The sequence below is a fragment of the Streptomyces sp. NPDC104381 genome, from assembly GCF_055583745.1.
This window is the reverse complement of the sequence record NZ_JBVJNK010000004.1, coordinates 700,693-717,462: the sequence shown is the minus strand read 5'-3', so window position 1 is coordinate 717,462 and position 16,770 is coordinate 700,693. Positions and strand designations below refer to the sequence as shown.

The following is a 16,770-nucleotide window of genomic DNA, read 5'->3' as shown; positions in this document are numbered from 1 at the left end:
CGCGTGCCGTGCTCCCCACGATATGGCGTCGCCGGGGATCCGCCTGGTCACCCCTTGTCGAGGTACTCCTCCCGCTCCTTGTCGAGCAGGGCGTCGAGCGCGGTGCGCAGCTCCGGCAGGCGCTCCAGCTCGGGGTCCTCGGCGACGACGCGTACGGCCTCCTCGCGGGCGGCGGCGATGACCTCCTCGTCGTCGATCACGCTGAGCACCCGCAGGGAGGAGCGGACCCCGGACTGGGCCTGGCCGAGGACGTCCCCCTCGCGCCGCTGTTCGAGGTCGATCCGGGAGAGCTCGAAGCCGTCGAGGGTGGCGGCGACCGCGGAGAGCCTGGCCCGGGCGGGGCTCGCCTCGTGGGCCTCGCTGACCAGCAGGCAGAGACCGGGGGCGCTGCCGCGGCCGACGCGGCCCCTGAGCTGGTGCAGCTGGGACACCCCGAAGCGGTCCGCGTCCATGATCACCATCGCGGTGGCGTTGGGGACGTTCACCCCGACCTCGATGACGGTGGTGGCGACCAGGACGTCCACCTCGCCGGCGGCGAACCGGCGCATGACGTCGTCCTTGTCGTCGGGCTGCATCCTGCCGTGGAGCACCTCGACGCGCAGACCGGAGAGCGGGCCCTCGGCGAGCTGGTCGGCGATGTCCAGCACGGCGAGCGGCGGACGCTTCTCGGCGTCGTCCTCGGGGGCGGACTTCTTCGTCCCCTTCTTCGTCCCCTTCTTCTTCCCGGCCTCCTCGGCGTCGTCGCCGATGCGGGGGCAGACGACGTACGCCTGGTGGCCGTTCTCCACCTCCTCGCGGACGCGCTCCCAGGCGCGGCTGAGGAAGTGGGGCTTGTCCTTGGCGGGGACGACATGGCTGGCGATCGGTGAGCGGCCGGCGGGGAGCTGGTCGAGGACGGAGGTCTCCAGGTCACCGAAGACGGTCATCGCGACCGTACGGGGAATGGGGGTGGCCGTCATGACCAGCAGGTGGGGCGGCCTCTTTTCCCCCTGGGAGTCCGCCTTGGACCGAAGGGCGTCGCGCTGCTCCACGCCGAAGCGGTGCTGTTCGTCGACGACGACCAGGCCGAGGTCGTGGAACTGGACCTTGTCCTCGATCAGCGCATGGGTGCCGATGACGATCCCGGCCTCCCCCGTGACGAGGTCGAGCAGGGCCTGCCGGCGGGCCGCCGTGCCCATGGACCCGGTGAGCAGGACGACCTTGGTGCCGAGGTCGGAGCCGCCCAGCATGCCCGCCCGTCGCCCGCCACCACCCTTCTGAAGAGGCGCTTCGCGCCAGAGCCCCCAGTTCTCGGCGAGCTCGCCCATCATCTCGGTGATGGAGCGGTGGTGCTGCTGGGCGAGCACCTCGGTGGGGGCGAGCATCGCGGCCTGGCCGCCCGCGTCGACGACGGTGAGCATCGCGCGCAGGGCCACCATGGTCTTTCCCGACCCCACCTCGCCCTGCAGCAGCCGGTGCATCGGGTGTTCGGTCGCCAGGTCGCCGAAGATCTCGCCGGTGACCTTCTGCTGGCCCTCGGTGAGGGTGAAGGGCAGCTTGGCGTCGAAGGCGTCGAGCAGTCCGCCGGGGACGGACCTGCGGGCCACGGCGGGGAGCTGGGTGTCGGCGTACCTGCGGCGGGCGAGCGCGACCTGGAGCACGAAGGCCTCGTCCCAGCGCAGCCGGTCCCGCGCGGCGGCGATGTCCGCCTTGGTGTGGGGGCGGTGGATCCGGAGCAGCGCCTCCGGCAGGGGGACGAATCCGCGCCCCTCGCGCAGCGTCCCGGGCAGCGGGTCCAACGCGTCCTGCGCGCTGGGCAGGACGGTGTCGACGGCCTTGGCGATGCGCCACGAGTCGAGCTGCTTGCAGGCCGGGTAGATCGGCAGCAGCTGCCCCGCGAAGGCGTCGACGGCCTCGGCCACGTCCGCCGCCTCGTCGCTGTCCTTCGCGTCGAGGAGCTGGTACGTGGGGTGCGCCAGCTGCATCTTGCGGTTGAAGACGGAGACCTTGCCCGCGAACATCGCCCGCCGGCCGGGCAGCAGCTCCTTGTGGGGCTTGTGGACGCCGTGTCCGAAGAAGACCAGCTGGAGCCTGCCGCTCCCGTCGGTGAGGGTGACCTCCAGACGCTTGCCCCGGCCGTTGTTGAACATCATGATCCGCGCGTCGGCGACCTGGGCGACGACCGTCACGTGCTCGTCGAGCGGAAGCTCGGTGAGCGCCGTGAGGCGGCCCCGCTCCTCGTAGCGCCGCGGGTAGTGGTGCAGCAGGTCACCGACCGTGTGCAGGTCGAGGTGTTCGGCCATCACCTTCGCGGTGGCTCCGCCGAGCAGCTTCTTGAGGGGTTCATCGAAAGCGGACACGCGGTCCATTGCACACCACGCCACTGACAGATGTCTCCGTGCGCCGCCCCGCCCGACGTGTCACTCGACGCCGATGAGCAGCGGCGCCGCCTGGTGGCCGCCCCGGTAGACGACGGTGTCGACGGCGAGGTAGCCCTCCCGGACGTGTGCGCTCAGTTCGTCGGCCAGGGTGTCGGGCACGTCCTCGCCCAGGACCAGCGTGACCAGTTCCCCGCCGGCCGACAGCATCCGGTCGAGGACCGTGCGGGCCGTGCCGGGGACGTCCTCGCCGATGACGGCGACGTCCCCGTCGATCAGGCCCAGGATGTCGCCGGCCTGGCAGATGCCCGCCATGGTCCACGACTGCCGTTCGGCGACGGCCAGTTCGGCGTAGCGGGTGGCGCCGGCCGCCGAGGTCATCGCGACGACGTCCTCGTCGAAGCTGCGGTCGGGCTCGTGGACCGCGAGCGCGGCGATCCCCTGGACGGCGGCCCGGGTGGGGACCAGGGCGACGCGGATGCCCTCGCCCCTGGCCTGTTCGGCGGCCGCGGCGGCGGTGTGGCGCAGTTGCGCGTCGTTCGGCAGCAGGACCACCTCACGGGCGTGCGCGCGCCGGATGGCGTCGACCAGTTCGCCGCTGGCGGGCGGCTCGCCGGGGCGGGCCAGCACGGTGGTGGCCCCGGCCTCGGCGCACAGTCCGGAGAGCCCGTCGCCGGGGACGACCACGACGACCGCGCGCTGGACGGGTTCCCGGTGGGCCGCGCCCCGGTCGGCCGCGAAGTGGGTGATCCGGATCCGGTAGGGGCGGCCGGCCTCCACGCCCGCCTCGACGGCCGCTCCGGCGTCGTCGACGTGGACGTGGACGTTCCACAGGCCGTCGCCGCCGACCACCACGAGGGAGTCCCCCAGGGCGTCCAGACGGCTCCGCAGCCTGTCGACCGCCTCGTCGTGTGCCTCCAGCAGATAGATGACCTCGAAGGCGGGGCCGCTGTCCTGGCCCGCGTCCGCGCATTCGCCGGTCAGGGGCAGGACGTCCGGGGCGGGCCGTACGGCGCGCTGCTCGGGGCGCCCTCCGAGGGCCTCCAGCAGCGCGCCGAGGACGGCCACCAGGCCCTGCCCGCCCGCGTCGACGACGCCCGCGCGCCCGAGGACGGCGAGCTGGCCGGGGGTGGCGGCCAGAGCGGCGCGCGCTCCTTCGTACGCCGCCCGGGCCACCTCCGTGAGGCCGGCGCTCCCGTCCGTGGCCCCGGCCGCGTCGGCGGCGGCGGTGGCGACGGTGAGCACGGTGCCCTCGACGGGGTGGGCGACGGCGAGCCGGGCCGCGGCGGCGGCCTCCGTCAGCGCGGTCCTCAGGTGACGGGCGTCACCCGACCCGGAGAGCACGGCGGCCATGCCGCGCAGCAGTTGGGCCAGGATGGTCCCGGAGTTGCCCCGGGCGCCGATCAGCGCGCCGTGGGCCATGGCCCGCACGGCGTCGGCGGGGGCCGGCGCCGTGGAGCCGGTCTCGTGGGCGGCGAAGACCGCTTCGACGGCCGCGGCGGCGGACTCGACGGTGAGGTACAGGTTGGTACCGGTGTCCCCGTCGGCCACGGGATAGACGTTGATGGCGTCGATGGCCGTCCGTTCCCGGCCGAGTGCCTCCAGGGCCAGCGAGCACCAGGTGCGCACCGCGACGGCGTCGATTTCGTCGGGTGACTGCGGCACCGTTGGTCTCCTCGGGACTGCCGTGGGGGGCTGGCTGCACCGCAGGGTAGCCCTCGCGCACGGGCCCGTCGGGCGCAGGTGCGGGACGGAGTGCCCTGGGAGCCGTGGTAGTTTCGTATCTCCGACGCAGCCGTTGTATGCTGCTTCGGTTGCCCGACGAAAGTCGGGACATTCCTCCGGTACCGCCACTTCAGTAAAATGATTCCGGCGCGCCGGAATTCACTGTAAGTGCATCTGAAGTCTTTGGAGTGACCCGTGGCTGCCAACTGCGACGTTTGCGGCAAGGGGCCGAGCTTCGGCAACAACATTTCGCACTCGCACCGCCGTACGTCCCGTCGCTGGAATCCCAACATCCAGCGCGTGCGTGCCGTGGTCGGTCGGACGCCGAAGCGGCTCAACGTCTGCACCTCGTGCATCAAGGCCGGCAAGGTCGCGCGCTGACGTCCCCGTCGTAGCGCAGCCTTCCGGTTGCCCAAAAAGCCGGTCCACCTCGGTGGACCGGCTTTTTGCTGTGCCCCGGGCCGGGCTTCAGCGGGCGGTGCGTGCCTGCCAGCCGTGGTCGACGGGGCCGATCCCGTCGCCCAGCGCGAAGCCTGCCCGGATCGCGCCGGTGACGTACTCCTTCGCGCCCCGTACGGCGGCCGGGACGTCCTGGCCCCGGGCGAGCCCGCACGCGATGGCGGAGGCGAGGGTGCAGCCCGTGCCGTGGGTGTGCCGGTTGTCGAGCCTGGGGGCGCGCAGCCAGTGCTCCTCGCTGCCGTCCGTCAGCAGGTCCACGGCCTCGCCGGGCAGATGGCCGCCCTTGATGACCACCCAGCGCGGTCCGTGGGCGAGGATCTCGGCGGCGGCCCGGCGCATCCCCGCCTCGTCGGTGACGGTGACGCCGGTGAGCTGGGCCACCTCGTCGAGGTTCGGGGTGGCGACCGTGGCGACGGGCAGCAGCTTCGTGCGTACGGAGTCGAGGGCTTCGGCGGCCAGCAGCGGGTCCCCGTGCTTGGAGACCCCGACGGGGTCCACGACGACGGGAGCGCCGGTCGCCGCGAGGAGATCCGCGACGGTGTCGACGAGCACGGCCGAGGACAGCATGCCGGTCTTCACCGCCTGGACGCCGATGTCGTCGACGACGCTGCGGTACTGGGCGCGTACGGCGTCCGCCGGCAGCTCCCAGGCACCCTGTACGCCCAGGGAGTTCTGGGCGGTCACCGCGGTCAGCACGCTCATCCCGTGGGTGCCGAGGGCCAGCATCGTCTTGAGGTCGGCCTGGATGCCCGCACCGCCGCCGGAGTCGGATCCGGCGACGGTGAGGACACGGGGCGGTATCGGGGCAGGTGCGGTCATGCCCCGGAATCTACTAGGGCGTGTTCGGGGAGTGGCGCGGGAGGGACTTGCCGAGCAGGCCCTCAGGCGTCCTCTATGGATCCGAAGTGGTCCCAGCCGCCCTTGCTGGTCCACGGCGCCCCGTCGACGGTGACCTGGGGCAGCGCCGACGGGTTGAGGACCTCCCCGATGACCTTCCAGCGCGCGGGGAGCTTCGCGTCGGCCGGGAACGTCGCCACGATGGCGTGGTCCTCTCCCCCGGTGAGCACCCACTGGAGCGGGTCGACGCCGACGGCCTGCCCGATGTCGGACATCTGGGAGGGGATGTCGATGAGCCCGGACCGCAGGTCGATGCGGACCTTGCTGGCCTCGGCGATGTGCCCGAGGTCGGCGACGAGTCCGTCGCTGACGTCGGTCATGGCCGTGGCGCCGAGCCCGGCCGCCGCGGGGCCCGCGTGGTACGGCGGCTCGGGGCGCCGGTGCGCCTCGACGAAGGCGCGCGGCGAGCGGAACCCGCGGGAGAGCACGGCGAATCCGGCCGCGGACCAGCCGAGCCACCCGGTGACGGCCACGACGTCGCCCGGCCGGGCGCCGGCCCGGGTGACGGGCTCGTGGTTGCGCAGGTCGCCGAGCGCGGTGATCGAGACGGTGATGGTGTCTCCGCCGACGACGTCGCCGCCGACGACGGCCGCACCGGCGACCTGGCACTCGTCACGCAGCCCGTCCATCAGCTCCCCGGCCCAGGTGACCGGCAGATCGGCCGGTACGACGAGACCGAGCAGCAGCGCCGTGGGCACGGCGCCCATGGCCGCGATGTCGGCGAGGTTCTGGGCGGCGGCCTTGCGGCCGACGTCGTACGCCGTCGACCAGTCGCGGCGGAAGTGCCGCCCCTCCAGCAGGATGTCCGTACTGGCCACGACCCTGCGGTCGGGAGCGGCCACGACCGCGGCGTCGTCGCCGGGTCCCAGCCGTACCGCCGGAGTGGTGGTGAGCCGGGACGTGAGCTCTCTGATGAGCCCGAACTCCCCCAACTCGCCCACGGTTCCCTTCACCGAGTCTCACCTCTCATCTATCGCACCGGACACCTGTCCGGGCTGCTTCAGCGGCCGGAGGTCCGGACCGTGGGCGGACGGCCCACGGGAGCCGGTGGCCCCGGTGCGTACGGGCGTCGCTGTCCCCCGTACGCACCGGTGGGCTTGCGGTCGCGAGCCCCCACTGCTGTCGGTACCGTCAAGAGATACGTCAACTTCTGTGGTGCGTACGCCACGCTGTGGGCGTCAACCGGCCCGTAGGTCTCCCCGCGGCCCCGGGCGACGCGATAACGTGGCGTCCCTTTCCCCCACATGATCCTCGTGGCCGCCCTGGAGGTTCCGTGGTACAGGCGTACATCCTTATCCAGACCGAGGTGGGCAAGGCGTCGATCGTCGCCGAGACCATCGCCAAGCTCCCGGGAGTGATCCAGGCAGAGGACGTCACAGGCCCTTACGACGTGGTCGTGCGCGCGCAGGCCGACACGGTCGACGCGCTCGGCCGCATGGTGGTCGCCAAGGTCCAGCAGGTGGACGGCATCACGCGAACCCTGACCTGCCCGGTCGTCCACCTCTGACCCCTGTCTACGCTGGTCCGGTGACTCACACCCGCCGCCGGTCCCCCCGATCCCGTGTTCTCGCTCCGTCCGCCGCCCTGTGTGTCCTGGTCGTGGCGGGCTGTTCCTCCGGTGGTGACCGGCCCTCGGTGGCGGTTCCCACGCCGCCGTCCGAGGCCGCCGGGTACTGCGAGGAACTGCACAGGGAGCTGCCGGAGACCGTCGACGACCTGGAACGGAGTGACCCCTCGCCGGAATCGGACCTGACCGCCGGCTGGGGGGACGGGGCGATCGTACTGCGCTGCGGCGTCCCCCGGCCCGCGAGGATGGATGATTCCCAGGCGAAGGGTGTCGACGCGGACGGCGTCAACTGGCTGCTGGAACAGTCCGGCGACGGCGGCCCCCGGTTCACGACCACCTACCGCAAGGCGTACGTCGAGGTGACGCTCGGGACGGAGTACGCCCATGACATCACCCCGCTGTCCGCGTTCGCCGCACCGGTGAGGAAGACGGTCCCCGACAGCCTCTGAGGTCCGTCCCCGCGCGGGGACGGACCTCAGGGCTCTTCGGGGGTCAGCGCAGGCCGGTGGAGCGCTTCAGCGCGGCCGTGATCAGCCGGTCCACGAGCTCCGGGTACTCCACACCGCTCGCCTGCCACATGCGGGGGAACATGGAGATCGGGGTGAAGCCCGGCATGGTGTTGATCTCGTTGATGACGAACGAGCCGTCCTCGGTGAGGAAGAAGTCGGCGCGCACGAGGCCCTCGCAGGAGGCCGCCTCGAAGGCGTCGACGGCGAGCCGGCGCACCTCGGCGGTCTGCTCCTCGGTGAGCGGCGCGGGCACCAGCCCGGCCGCCGAGTCGATGTACTTGGCCTCGAAGTCGTAGAAGTCGTGCGCGGTGACCGGCGGGATCTCGGCCGGGACGCTCGCGCGCGGTCCGTCCTCGAACTCCAGCACCCCGCACTCGATCTCCCGGCCGCGCAGCAGGGACTCCACGAGGAACTTCGGGTCGTGGCGGCGCGCCTCCTCGATCGCCTCGTCGAGGCCGGAGGGGTCGTCGACCTTGGTGATGCCCATGGAGGAGCCGCCGCGGGCGGGCTTCACGAAGAGCGGCCAGCCGTGTTCGGCGGCGAACTCCATGATGCGCTTGCGGGCGGCGGGGCGGTCCGACTCCCACTCCCGGGGGCGGACGACCTCGTACGGGCCGACGGGCAGCCCGAAGGAGGTGAACACCCGCTTCATGTACTCCTTGTCCTGGCCGACGGCCGAGGACAGGACACCGGCGCCGACGTAGGGGACGCCGGAGAGCTCCAGGAGCCCCTGGAGCGTGCCGTCCTCGCCGTACGGGCCGTGCAGCATGGGGAAGACGACGTCGACCTCGCCCAGGACCGTGGGCACCGAACCGGGTTCGCTGACGACGACGTCCCGGTTGCCCGGGTCGACGGAGAGCGTCACGGCGCCCCGCGCGGAGTCGGCCAGCTGGTCCACGTCCGGGACCCGCCGGTCCGTGATGGCCATGCGGGCCGGGTCGTCGGACGTGAGGGCCCAACGTCCGTCCCTGGTGATGCCGATCGGCAGGACGTCGTACTTCGTCCGGTCGATGGCGCTCATGATGGCGCCGGCCGTGACGACCGAGATGCCGTGTTCGGAGCTGCGGCCACCGAACACGACGGCCACGCGCGGCTTGCGGCCCGGATCGGAGCTCTGCTCGGAGCTCAGCGGGCTCTCAGGGCTCTGGGGGAGGTTCTGGCTGCTCATATCGCGACGAGCGTACCTGCTGGTAGGGCTCGAGTCAGCGTCGCTCGGGCTTGGCGCTGCGCGACATCAGCTCCTTCAGGGCGACGACCGGCGGCTTGCCCTCGTGGACGATGCCGACGACCGTCTCGGTGATCGGCATGTCGACGCCGTGCCGGCGCGCCAGATCGAGCACGGACTCGCAGGACTTGACCCCCTCGGCGGTCTGGCTCGTGACGGCGACGGTCTCCTGGAGGGTCATCCCCCGTCCGAGGTTGGTGCCGAAGGTGTGGTTGCGCGAGAGCGGCGAGGAGCACGTCGCCACCAGGTCGCCGAGTCCGGCCAGTCCGGAGAAGGTGAGCGGGTCGGCGCCCATGGCGAGTCCCAGCCGGGTCGTCTCGGCGAGGCCGCGGGTGATGAGGGAGCCCTTGGCGTTGTCACCGAGGCCCATGCCGTCGGCGATGCCCACGGCGAGGCCGATGACGTTCTTCACGGCGCCGCCGAGCTCGCAGCCGACCACGTCGGTGTTGGTGTACGGCCGGAAGTACGGGGTGTGGCAGGCGGTCTGGAGGCGCCGGGCGACGTCCTCGTCCGAGCAGGCGACGACGGCCGCGGCGGGCCGGCGCTCGGCGATCTCCTTGGCGAGGTTGGGGCCGGTGATGACGGCGATCCGGTCCTGGCCGACCTGGGTGACGTCCTCGATGACCTCGCTCATCCGCTTGGCGGTGCCGAGTTCGACGCCCTTCATCATGGAGACGAGCACCGTGCCGGGCTCCAGGTGGCGCGCCCAGTCCGCGAGGTTGGCGCGCAGGGTCTGCGAGGGCACCACGAGGACGGCGAAGTCGGCGCCGCGCAGCGCCTCGGCGGGGTCGGTCGTGGCCCGCACCGAGGCGGGCAGTTCGACGCCCGGCAGGTAGTCCGGGTTGGTGCGGGTGGAGTTGACGGCCTCGGCGACCTCGGCGCGGCGGCCCCAGAGGGTGACGTCGCAGCCGGCGTCGGCGAGGATCATGCCGAAGGCCGTACCCCATGAGCCGGTTCCGAAGACGGCCGCCTTCGCGGGGTGCGTCACGTGGTTCCCTTTCCCTCTGCCTTGCGCCGCTGTTCAGCACGGGCCTTGCGGTGATCGTAGAGCTCGGCGGGGGCCTTCTCGCCGCGTACGTCCTCGAGCTGGGCGGTGATCGCGGCCATGATGGTCTCGGTCGCCTGGCGCAGCACGTCGGGCGTCGGTTCGAGGCCGTAGTAGCGGGAGAGGTCGACCGGCGGTCCGGCCTGCACCCGCAGGGTCTTGCGGGGGAACAGCTGGAGCTTGTTCTCCTTGGCGTACGGCGGCATCGCGAGGTTGGCGCCCCACTGGGCGACGGGGATGACCGGGGCCTTGGTCATCAGCGCGACACGGGCGGCGCCGGTCTTGCCGGCCATCGGCCACATGTCGGGGTCGCGGGTGAGCGTGCCCTCCGGGTAGAAGGCGACGCACTCGCCCCGCTCGATGGCCGAGACGGCGGCGCGGAAGGCGTCGAGCGCGTTGGTCGTCTCGCGGTAGACGGGGATCTGTCCGGTGCCGCGCAGGATCATTCCGACGAAAGGCGTCCTGAAGAGCCCGGCCTTCGCGAGGAGTCGCGGCACACGTCCGGTGTTGTACTGGAAGTGCCCGTACGACAGCGGGTCCAGATAGGAGTTGTGATTGACCGCGGTGATGAATCCGCCGTCGGCCGGAATGTGTTCCATTCCCCGCCAGTCCCGCTTGAACAGAACCACCAGGGGCGGTTTCGCGATGACCGCCGCCAGGCGGTACCAGAAGCCGATTCTGCGGCGGGACACTCGGACGCCTTCCTCTAGGACCTGAGCTGTGCGGGGCTCCGGGCGGTGCTGCCCCGCCCCGGGGCCTCTGCTGTGTGGAGAACACCGTACGCCTCACCCGTGGGGGCGGACCTCCGGGTTGTCGTACCGGCAGGCGAGAATATGGGCTGATGCGTACGGAGGGGGAGATCGCCACGAACACCGACCCGACCGGTCCCTGGTCCCTGGTCGTCCCGCTGAAACCTCTGGCACGGGCCAAGAGCAGGCTCGGCCGGGCGGTGGGCGGGGATCTGCGTCCGCGCCTGGCCCTGGCGTTCGCCCAGGACACCGTGGAGGCCGCGCTGTCCTGCCCGGCGGTGCGGGATGTGGTGGTCGTCACGGACGATCCGGTGGCCGGGGCCGCGCTGGCCGCGCTCGGCGCGCGGGCGGTGGCCGACACCCCGGCGGCCGGGCTCGACGCGGCGATGGAGCACGGAGCCCGGTCGGTGCGCGCGCGGAGCGGGGGCGCGGCGGTGGCCGTGCTCAACGCGGATCTGCCCGCGCTGCGTCCGGAGGAATTGGCGCGGGTGCTCGAATTCTCGGCGGCATTTCCCCGCGCATTTGTCGCCGATGCCCAGGGAATCGGGACCACATTTCTTTCCGCGGGGCCGGGGGTGGAATTGCGGCCGGCCTTCGGCGGGGCGTCACGGGCGCGGCATCTGGCGTCGGGCGCGGTGGAGGTGCCACTGCCGGGCATCGATTCGGTCCGCAGGGACGTGGACACGGGCGAGGACCTGGGGGCCGCGCTGGCGCTGGGGGTGGGGCGGTTCACCGCGGCGCTGGCGGCCCCGGTGGCGCCCGCGGCGGACCGATAGGCTGCCGCTCATGCAGGCGACCTCGTTCACGTACGACTCCGAGACCCGCACCGGCAGCGTGCTCCTCGACGACGGCACCCCGGTGGACTTCGACGCCCCCGCGTTCGACGCGGGCGGGCTGCTGCTGCTGCGGCCGGGGCAGCGGGTGCGGATCGAGACCGAGGGCGAGGGCGCCTCGCTGCGGATCACCCTCGTGACGCTGCAGACGCTCTGAAAGGGCCCCTGAACAGCCCGCGGGCCGGGCTCCCCGAGGGGAGCCCGGCCCGGCGCGTATGAGGAACGAGCGGTGCCCGGTCTCACTTCTTGCGTGCGGTGACCTTCTTGGCTGTCGTCTTGCGTGCCGTGGTCTTCTTCGCGGGCGCCTTCTTCGCCGTGGTCTTCTTGGCGGGCGCCGTCTTGGCCGCGGTGGTCTTCTTGGTGGCCGTCGTCTTCTTGGCCGGGGTCGCCTTCTTCGCCGCCGCCGTGGTCTTCTTCGCCGCCGCGGTGGTCTTCTTGGCGGTGGTCTTCTTGGCCGGGGCCGTCTTCTTCGCGGCCGCCGTGGTCTTGCGGGCGGTGGCCTTCTTGGCGGTGGCCTTCTTCGCGGCCGCCTTCGCCGTCGTACGGGTGGAAGAACCGCCCGAGAGGCTGCCCTTGGGGGCCTTCTTGACGGAGACCTCGCCGCCCTTGGGGAGCTTCTTGGAGCCGCTCACCAGGTCCTTGAAGCCCTGTCCCGCGCGGAAGCGGGGCACGGAGGTCTTCTTGACCCGTACGCGCTCGCCCGTCTGCGGGTTGCGGGCGTACCGGGCGGGGCGGTCGACCTTCTCGAACGAGCCGAAGCCGGTGACCGAGACACGGTCCCCGGCGACGACCGCGCGGACGATCGCGTCGAGTACCACGTCGACGGCGTCCGCGGCCTGCTGACGGCCGCCGACCTTGTCGGCAATCGCTTCTACGAGCTGCGCCTTGTTCACGTCTTCCCCTTCGGAGACATTGCCGGAACGAAACTGTTCAGGCTTTTTCGCACGTTAGGCAGATATATACCGCAAATCAAACACGAAACGGGCTAATCACCCTAGTGCCGCAACGAAGTCGACCGCCGCGCTGTCCGCGGAGTCAGTCACCTTCGGGGAATCGGCCCTCATCGAGGTCCTTCATCAACCGGTCCAGACGCCTTGCCGCGCCTGGGAGATCGTGCTTAGCCGCGGCCGTGACGACCAGCAGCTTCCGGGACAGCGCCATCCTTACGCCCTCCGGGACTTGCAGTGCGCGCACCTTTGCGTGCGCTTCTTTCAATCGGTCGGCGACGTGGCCATAGAGCTCGAGTTGGCTGTCGCGTTCCATGCACCGATTGTGCCATCTGGGGCGAGTTGTCGCCCGAGGGGGTCTCAACAAGCGACTGCGCCCCCTGCCTTGCGGCAGGGGGCGCAGTTCGGGAAAAGCGCTGCTCAGGCGTCAATTGTGCGCGGTTTGTGAGACGGCCTGGCCGCCTCGTAAGTCACAATGTCCGCTTCGTTCTGAAGAGTGAGACTGATGTCGTCCAGCCCGTTCAGCAGCCGCCAGCGGGCGTTCTCGTCGAGCTCGAAGTCGGCCGTGATCCCGCCCGCGAGGACCTGTCGCCTCTCCAGGTCGACGGTCACCTCGGCCGTGGGGTCGGCCTCGGTCAGCTCCCAGAGGCTGTCGACGACCTTCTGGTCGAGGACGACGGTCAACAGACCGTTCTTCAGGGAGTTGCCACGGAAGATGTCGGCGAAGCGCGAGGAGATGACGGCCTTGAAGCCGAAGTTCTGCAGGGCCCAGACCGCGTGCTCACGCGAGGAGCCCGTGCCGAAGTCGGGACCGGCCACCAGGACCGAGGCGCCCTTGCGCTCGGGGCGGTTGAGGACGAAGTTCTCGTCCTTGCGCCAGGCCTCGAAGAGCCCGTCCTCGAAGCCGTCGCGGGTGACCTTCTTCAGCCAGTGCGCGGGGATGATCTGGTCGGTGTCGACGTTGCTGCGGCGCAGCGGGACGGCCCGGCCGGTGTGTGTGGTGAATGCTTCCATGGTTATCGGACTCCGGCGGGCGTACGGGCGTCGGACAGATCGGCGGGCGAGGCCAGATGGCCCAGCACGGCGGTGGCGGCGGCGACCTGCGGGGAGACCAGGTGGGTGCGGCCACCCTTGCCCTGCCTGCCCTCGAAGTTGCGGTTCGAGGTGGAGGCGGAGCGCTCGCCGGGGGCCAGCTGGTCGGGGTTCATGCCGAGGCACATCGAACAGCCGGCGTGCCGCCATTCGGCGCCCGCGGCGGTGAAGACCTTGTCCAGGCCCTCCTCGACGGCCTGCAGGGCCACCCGGACGGAGCCCGGGACGACCAGCATCCGTACGCCGTCGGCGACTTTGCGGCCGTCGAGGACCGAGGCGGCGTTGCGCAGGTCCTCGATGCGCCCGTTGGTGCAGGAACCTACGAAGACCGTGTCCACGTTGATCTCGCGCAGCGGCTGGCCGGCGGTCAACCCCATGTACTCCAGGGCCTTTTCGGCGGCGTGGCGCTCCGAGGCGTCCTCGTACGAAGCGGGGTCGGGGACGTTTGCCGACAGGGGCGCGCCCTGGCCGGGGTTGGTGCCCCAGGTGACGAACGGCGCGAGCTCGTTGCCGTCGATGAACACCTCGGCGTCGAAGACCGCGTCGTCGTCGGTGCGCAGCGTCTTCCAGTACTCCACCGCCGCGTCCCACTCCTCGCCCTGGGGGGCGTGGTCGCGTCCCCGCAGGTAGGCGAAGGTGGTCTCGTCGGGGGCGATCATGCCCGCGCGGGCGCCGGCCTCGATCGACATGTTGCAGATGGTCATCCGGGCTTCCATCGAGAGCTTCTCGATGGCGGAGCCGCGGTATTCGAGGATGTACCCCTGGCCGCCGCCGGTGCCGATCCGGGCGATGATCGCCAGGATGAGATCCTTGGCGGTGACGCTGTCGGGGAGTTCGCCCTCGACCGTGATCGCCATGGTCCTGGGGCGGGCCAGCGGCAGCGTCTGGGTGGCCAGCACGTGCTCGACCTGGCTGGTGCCGATGCCGAAGGCCAGCGCGCCGAAGGCGCCGTGGGTGGAGGTGTGCGAGTCGCCGCAGACGACCGTGGTGCCGGGCTGGGTCAGGCCGAGCTGCGGGCCGACCACGTGCACGACACCCTGCTCGACGTCCCCCAGCGGGTGCAGCCGGACGCCGAACTCCGCGCAGTTCTTGCGCAGGGTCTCCAGCTGGGCGCGGGAGACCGGGTCGGCGATCGGCTTGTCGATGTCGAGGGTCGGGGTGTTGTGGTCCTCGGTGGCGATGGTGAGGTCGAGACGCCGCACCGGCCGGCCGGCCTGGCGCAGACCGTCGAAGGCCTGCGGGCTGGTCACCTCGTGCAGCAGGTGCAGATCGATGAAGAGGAGGTCGGGCTCGCCATCGGCGCGCCGGACGACGTGGTCGTCCCAGACCTTCTCCGCGAGTGTCCTACCCATCGCTTTCCCTCCGGCCGGCGTCTTCGCCGGCCCAACTAGAGATTCGGGTGCCGCCGTCCGGACCCCCGAGCGGGGCGGTGGCTGCGGGCCGTTGTAAGGCCGCACGTACAGGTTCGCAACTTCCGGGGAAAATTGAACTTGCGTTTCACAGAGTGAGACGCGAGTATCGTCGTATGGACAACTCTAGCGGCGTCGGCGTTCTCGACAAGGCAGCTCTGGTATTGAGCGCCCTGGAGTCCGGTCCGGCCACCCTCGCCGGGCTGGTCGCAGCGACAGGGCTCGCACGGCCCACGGCCCACCGACTGGCCGTGGCACTCGAACACCACCGCATGGTGGCAAGGGACATGCAGGGCCGTTTCATTCTCGGCCCCCGGCTCGCGGAGCTCGCGGCCGCGGCCGGCGAGGACCGCCTCCTGGCGACGGCCGGACCCGTACTCACGCATCTGCGCGACATCACCGGGGAGAGCGCGCAGCTCTACCGCCGGCAGGGCGACATGCGGATCTGCGTGGCGGCGGCGGAACGGCTGTCCGGACTGCGGGACACCGTGCCGGTCGGCTCCACCCTCACGATGAAGGCGGGTTCCTCCGCGCAGATCCTGATGGCCTGGGAGGAGCCGGAGCGCCTGCACCGGGGCCTCCAGGGCGCCCGTTTCACCGCGACGGCGCTCTCGGGCGTACGGCGGCGGGGCTGGGCCCAGTCGATCGGCGAGCGCGAGCCGGGCGTGGCCTCGGTCTCGGCCCCGGTGCGCGGACCGTCGAACCGGGTCGTCGCCGCGGTCTCCGTCTCCGGGCCGATCGAGCGGCTCACCCGGCACCCGGGCCGGATGCACGCGCAGGCCATCATCGACTCGGCGGCACGGCTGAGCGAGGCCCTGCGCCGCACGGGCTGAACCCCGTGCGCTTAGGCACCGAGCCCTGGGCCGCGCGAGCCGGCCCGCCCTGTCCCTCCTCCCTCCCCGAGGCCGCCCCAGCGCCGTGGCGGCCCCTCTTCCTCCGGTGTCAGCGCCCGGAGGACTCCGGTGACGACTCCCGGAACGTCCGGTGTCACTCCCCGGACGCGCGTAGGCGAAGCGTTCCGCCGCCCTCCGCCCCCTCTTCTCCACCGGCAGCACACCTGTCGCAGTCGTCGCCCCGTCGCAGAGCCCGGCCCTCCAAGGGTGGGACAGTGACAGCACGCCACGGAACGGCGCGAGGGAAAGGTGCGGAGGATGCGGCTGTCGGAACTGAGCGAGCGCAGCGGTGTCCCCGTCGCCACCGTCAAGTACTACCTGCGCGAACGGCTGCTCCCCGCCGGCACCCGGATCAGCGCGACCCAGGCCGACTACGACGAGGGCCATCTGCGCCGGCTCCGCCTGGTACGGGCCCTGCTCCAGGTCGGCCGTCTCCCGGTGGCCACGGCGCGCGAGGTGCTGGCGCACGTCGACGACGAGTCTCTGGGGCGGACGATCCGGCTGGGGGCCGCCCTGTGGGCACTGCCCCACGGACCCGAGCCCGACGAGGAAGCGCCGGAGACCGTCACCGCGCGCGCCGAAGTCGCCCGGCTGCTCTCGGAGCTCGGCTGGACCACGGCCCTGGAGCTCGGCGAACTCTCCCCCGTACACCGCTCGCTGGTCGCCTCCCTGGCCACCCTCATCCGCCTCGGCTACCCCTGCGATGTGACGTACCTCGCCCAACAGGCCCGTCTCATGCGGGAGGTGGCGGTGCAGGACCTGGACGCGCTGGAGCGGTTCCCCACGGAGGGCGAGCAGGTGGAGGCCGCCGTGGCGTCGGCCGTGCTGTACGAGCCGCTGCTGGCCTCGTTGCGCAGGCTGGCCCAGGCGGAGGAGTCCGCGCGGCGGTACGGGCTCTGAGCACCGGCCGGGGCGGAACACGGGAAAGGCCCTCCACCGGGGTGAAGGGCCTTTCCGTACTGCTGTGTTGTACCCCCGACCGGATTCGAACCGGCGCTACTGCCGTGAGAGGGCAGCGTGCTAGGCCGCTACACAACGGGGGCTTGTTACTTCGGTCTTGCGC

18 protein-coding genes and 1 tRNA gene are annotated in these 16,770 nt (G+C 71.6%); 7 read left to right on the top strand and 12 right to left on the bottom strand.

All coding sequences use genetic code 11. The annotated features are described in order from the left end of the window. Nucleotides 1-47 precede the first annotated feature (47 nt). Both recG and ACZ607_RS17010 read right to left on the bottom strand, forming a co-directional pair. Complete coding sequence (recG, locus tag ACZ607_RS17015) at nt 48-2,348, bottom strand: ATP-dependent DNA helicase RecG (RefSeq protein ID WP_469735458.1); 2,301 nt, start codon at nt 2,346-2,348, stop codon at nt 48-50. Between the two features lie 51 nt (nt 2,349-2,399). Then, nucleotides 2,400-4,022 carry a DAK2 domain-containing protein gene (locus tag ACZ607_RS17010; RefSeq protein ID WP_469735457.1) on the bottom strand — a complete coding sequence of 541 codons (1,623 nt, stop codon included), beginning with the start codon at nt 4,020-4,022 and terminating at the stop codon, nt 2,400-2,402. A gap of 255 nt (nt 4,023-4,277) precedes the next feature. On the opposite strand from ACZ607_RS17010, the gene rpmB reads away from it, so the two are divergent. Further along, nucleotides 4,278-4,463 (top strand): 50S ribosomal protein L28, encoded by a 186-nt coding sequence (gene rpmB, locus ACZ607_RS17005; RefSeq protein WP_026171429.1) that lies wholly within the window; start codon nt 4,278-4,280, stop codon nt 4,461-4,463. A gap of 87 nt (nt 4,464-4,550) precedes the next feature. Here rpmB and thiD read toward each other — a convergent pair whose 3' ends face one another. Both thiD and ACZ607_RS16995 read right to left on the bottom strand, forming a co-directional pair. Beyond that, entirely contained in the window at nt 4,551-5,360 is an 810-nt protein-coding gene (gene thiD, locus ACZ607_RS17000; protein WP_469735456.1) for a bifunctional hydroxymethylpyrimidine kinase/phosphomethylpyrimidine kinase, read from the bottom strand. A gap of 62 nt (nt 5,361-5,422) precedes the next feature. Further along, entirely contained in the window at nt 5,423-6,391 is a 969-nt protein-coding gene (locus ACZ607_RS16995; protein ID WP_469735455.1) for a thiamine-phosphate kinase, read from the bottom strand. 320 nt (nt 6,392-6,711) lie between these two features. Between ACZ607_RS16995 and ACZ607_RS16990 the strand changes: the two genes are divergently transcribed. After that, the gene (locus tag ACZ607_RS16990) at nt 6,712-6,945 is read left to right on the top strand and encodes an Lrp/AsnC ligand binding domain-containing protein (RefSeq protein WP_014153840.1); all 234 of its coding nucleotides are present in this window, start codon (nt 6,712-6,714) and stop codon (nt 6,943-6,945) included. 20 nt (nt 6,946-6,965) lie between these two features. Then, nucleotides 6,966-7,454: a DUF3515 domain-containing protein gene (locus tag ACZ607_RS16985; RefSeq protein ID WP_469735454.1), complete on the top strand. Its 489-nt coding sequence runs from the start codon at nt 6,966-6,968 to the stop codon at nt 7,452-7,454. A 43-nt stretch (nt 7,455-7,497) separates the two neighbouring features. Here ACZ607_RS16985 and ACZ607_RS16980 read toward each other — a convergent pair whose 3' ends face one another. Genes ACZ607_RS16980 through ACZ607_RS16970 form a run of 3 tightly spaced genes read right to left on the bottom strand, consistent with a single transcriptional unit; the run spans nt 7,498 to nt 10,476 of the window. After that, nucleotides 7,498-8,682, bottom strand: a complete 1,185-nt coding sequence (locus ACZ607_RS16980; RefSeq protein WP_469735453.1) for a D-alanine--D-alanine ligase family protein — start codon at nt 8,680-8,682, stop codon at nt 7,498-7,500. A gap of 34 nt (nt 8,683-8,716) precedes the next feature. Then, nucleotides 8,717-9,727 carry an NAD(P)H-dependent glycerol-3-phosphate dehydrogenase gene (locus ACZ607_RS16975; RefSeq protein ID WP_469735452.1) on the bottom strand — a complete coding sequence of 337 codons (1,011 nt, stop codon included), beginning with the start codon at nt 9,725-9,727 and terminating at the stop codon, nt 8,717-8,719. Next, nucleotides 9,724-10,476 (bottom strand): lysophospholipid acyltransferase family protein, encoded by a 753-nt coding sequence (locus tag ACZ607_RS16970; protein WP_099177621.1) that lies wholly within the window; start codon nt 10,474-10,476, stop codon nt 9,724-9,726. The genes ACZ607_RS16975 and ACZ607_RS16970 overlap by 4 nt, the downstream gene beginning before the upstream one ends. 149 nt (nt 10,477-10,625) lie before the next feature. Here ACZ607_RS16970 and cofC point away from each other — a divergent pair, with 149 nt between their 5' ends. Further along, on the top strand, nt 10,626-11,309 hold the full coding sequence (gene cofC, locus ACZ607_RS16965) for a 2-phospho-L-lactate guanylyltransferase (protein ID WP_469735451.1): 684 nt from the start codon (nt 10,626-10,628) through the stop codon (nt 11,307-11,309). A 10-nt stretch (nt 11,310-11,319) separates the two neighbouring features. After that, nucleotides 11,320-11,523 carry a hypothetical protein gene (locus ACZ607_RS16960; RefSeq protein WP_469735450.1) on the top strand — a complete coding sequence of 68 codons (204 nt, stop codon included), beginning with the start codon at nt 11,320-11,322 and terminating at the stop codon, nt 11,521-11,523. A gap of 82 nt (nt 11,524-11,605) precedes the next feature. Here the strand turns inward: ACZ607_RS16960 and ACZ607_RS16955 are convergent, their stop codons facing one another. The 4 genes from ACZ607_RS16955 to leuC form a co-directional block, all read right to left on the bottom strand. Continuing rightward, nucleotides 11,606-12,259, bottom strand: a complete 654-nt coding sequence (locus tag ACZ607_RS16955) for an HU family DNA-binding protein (RefSeq protein WP_469735449.1) — start codon at nt 12,257-12,259, stop codon at nt 11,606-11,608. A gap of 142 nt (nt 12,260-12,401) precedes the next feature. Continuing rightward, nucleotides 12,402-12,629 (bottom strand): SCO5555 family protein, encoded by a 228-nt coding sequence (locus ACZ607_RS16950; protein ID WP_030638437.1) that lies wholly within the window; start codon nt 12,627-12,629, stop codon nt 12,402-12,404. A 104-nt stretch (nt 12,630-12,733) separates the two neighbouring features. Then, entirely contained in the window at nt 12,734-13,327 is a 594-nt protein-coding gene (gene leuD, locus ACZ607_RS16945) for a 3-isopropylmalate dehydratase small subunit (protein ID WP_469735448.1), read from the bottom strand. Nucleotides 13,328-13,329: 2 nt separating this feature from the next. Then, nucleotides 13,330-14,757 (bottom strand): 3-isopropylmalate dehydratase large subunit, encoded by a 1,428-nt coding sequence (leuC, locus tag ACZ607_RS16940; protein ID WP_469735447.1) that lies wholly within the window; start codon nt 14,755-14,757, stop codon nt 13,330-13,332. 173 nt (nt 14,758-14,930) lie between these two features. On the opposite strand from leuC, the gene ndgR reads away from it, so the two are divergent. Then, complete coding sequence (gene ndgR / locus ACZ607_RS16935; protein ID WP_033303994.1) at nt 14,931-15,647, top strand: IclR family transcriptional regulator NdgR; 717 nt, start codon at nt 14,931-14,933, stop codon at nt 15,645-15,647. Between the two features lie 318 nt (nt 15,648-15,965). Continuing rightward, nucleotides 15,966-16,607: a MerR family transcriptional regulator gene (locus ACZ607_RS16930; RefSeq protein WP_469735446.1), complete on the top strand. Its 642-nt coding sequence runs from the start codon at nt 15,966-15,968 to the stop codon at nt 16,605-16,607. Nucleotides 16,608-16,677: 70 nt separating this feature from the next. On the opposite strand, the gene ACZ607_RS16925 is transcribed toward ACZ607_RS16930, so the two are convergent. After that, nucleotides 16,678-16,750: transfer RNA gene (locus ACZ607_RS16925), tRNA-Glu, on the bottom strand. Between the last annotated feature and the right edge of the window lie 20 nt (nt 16,751-16,770).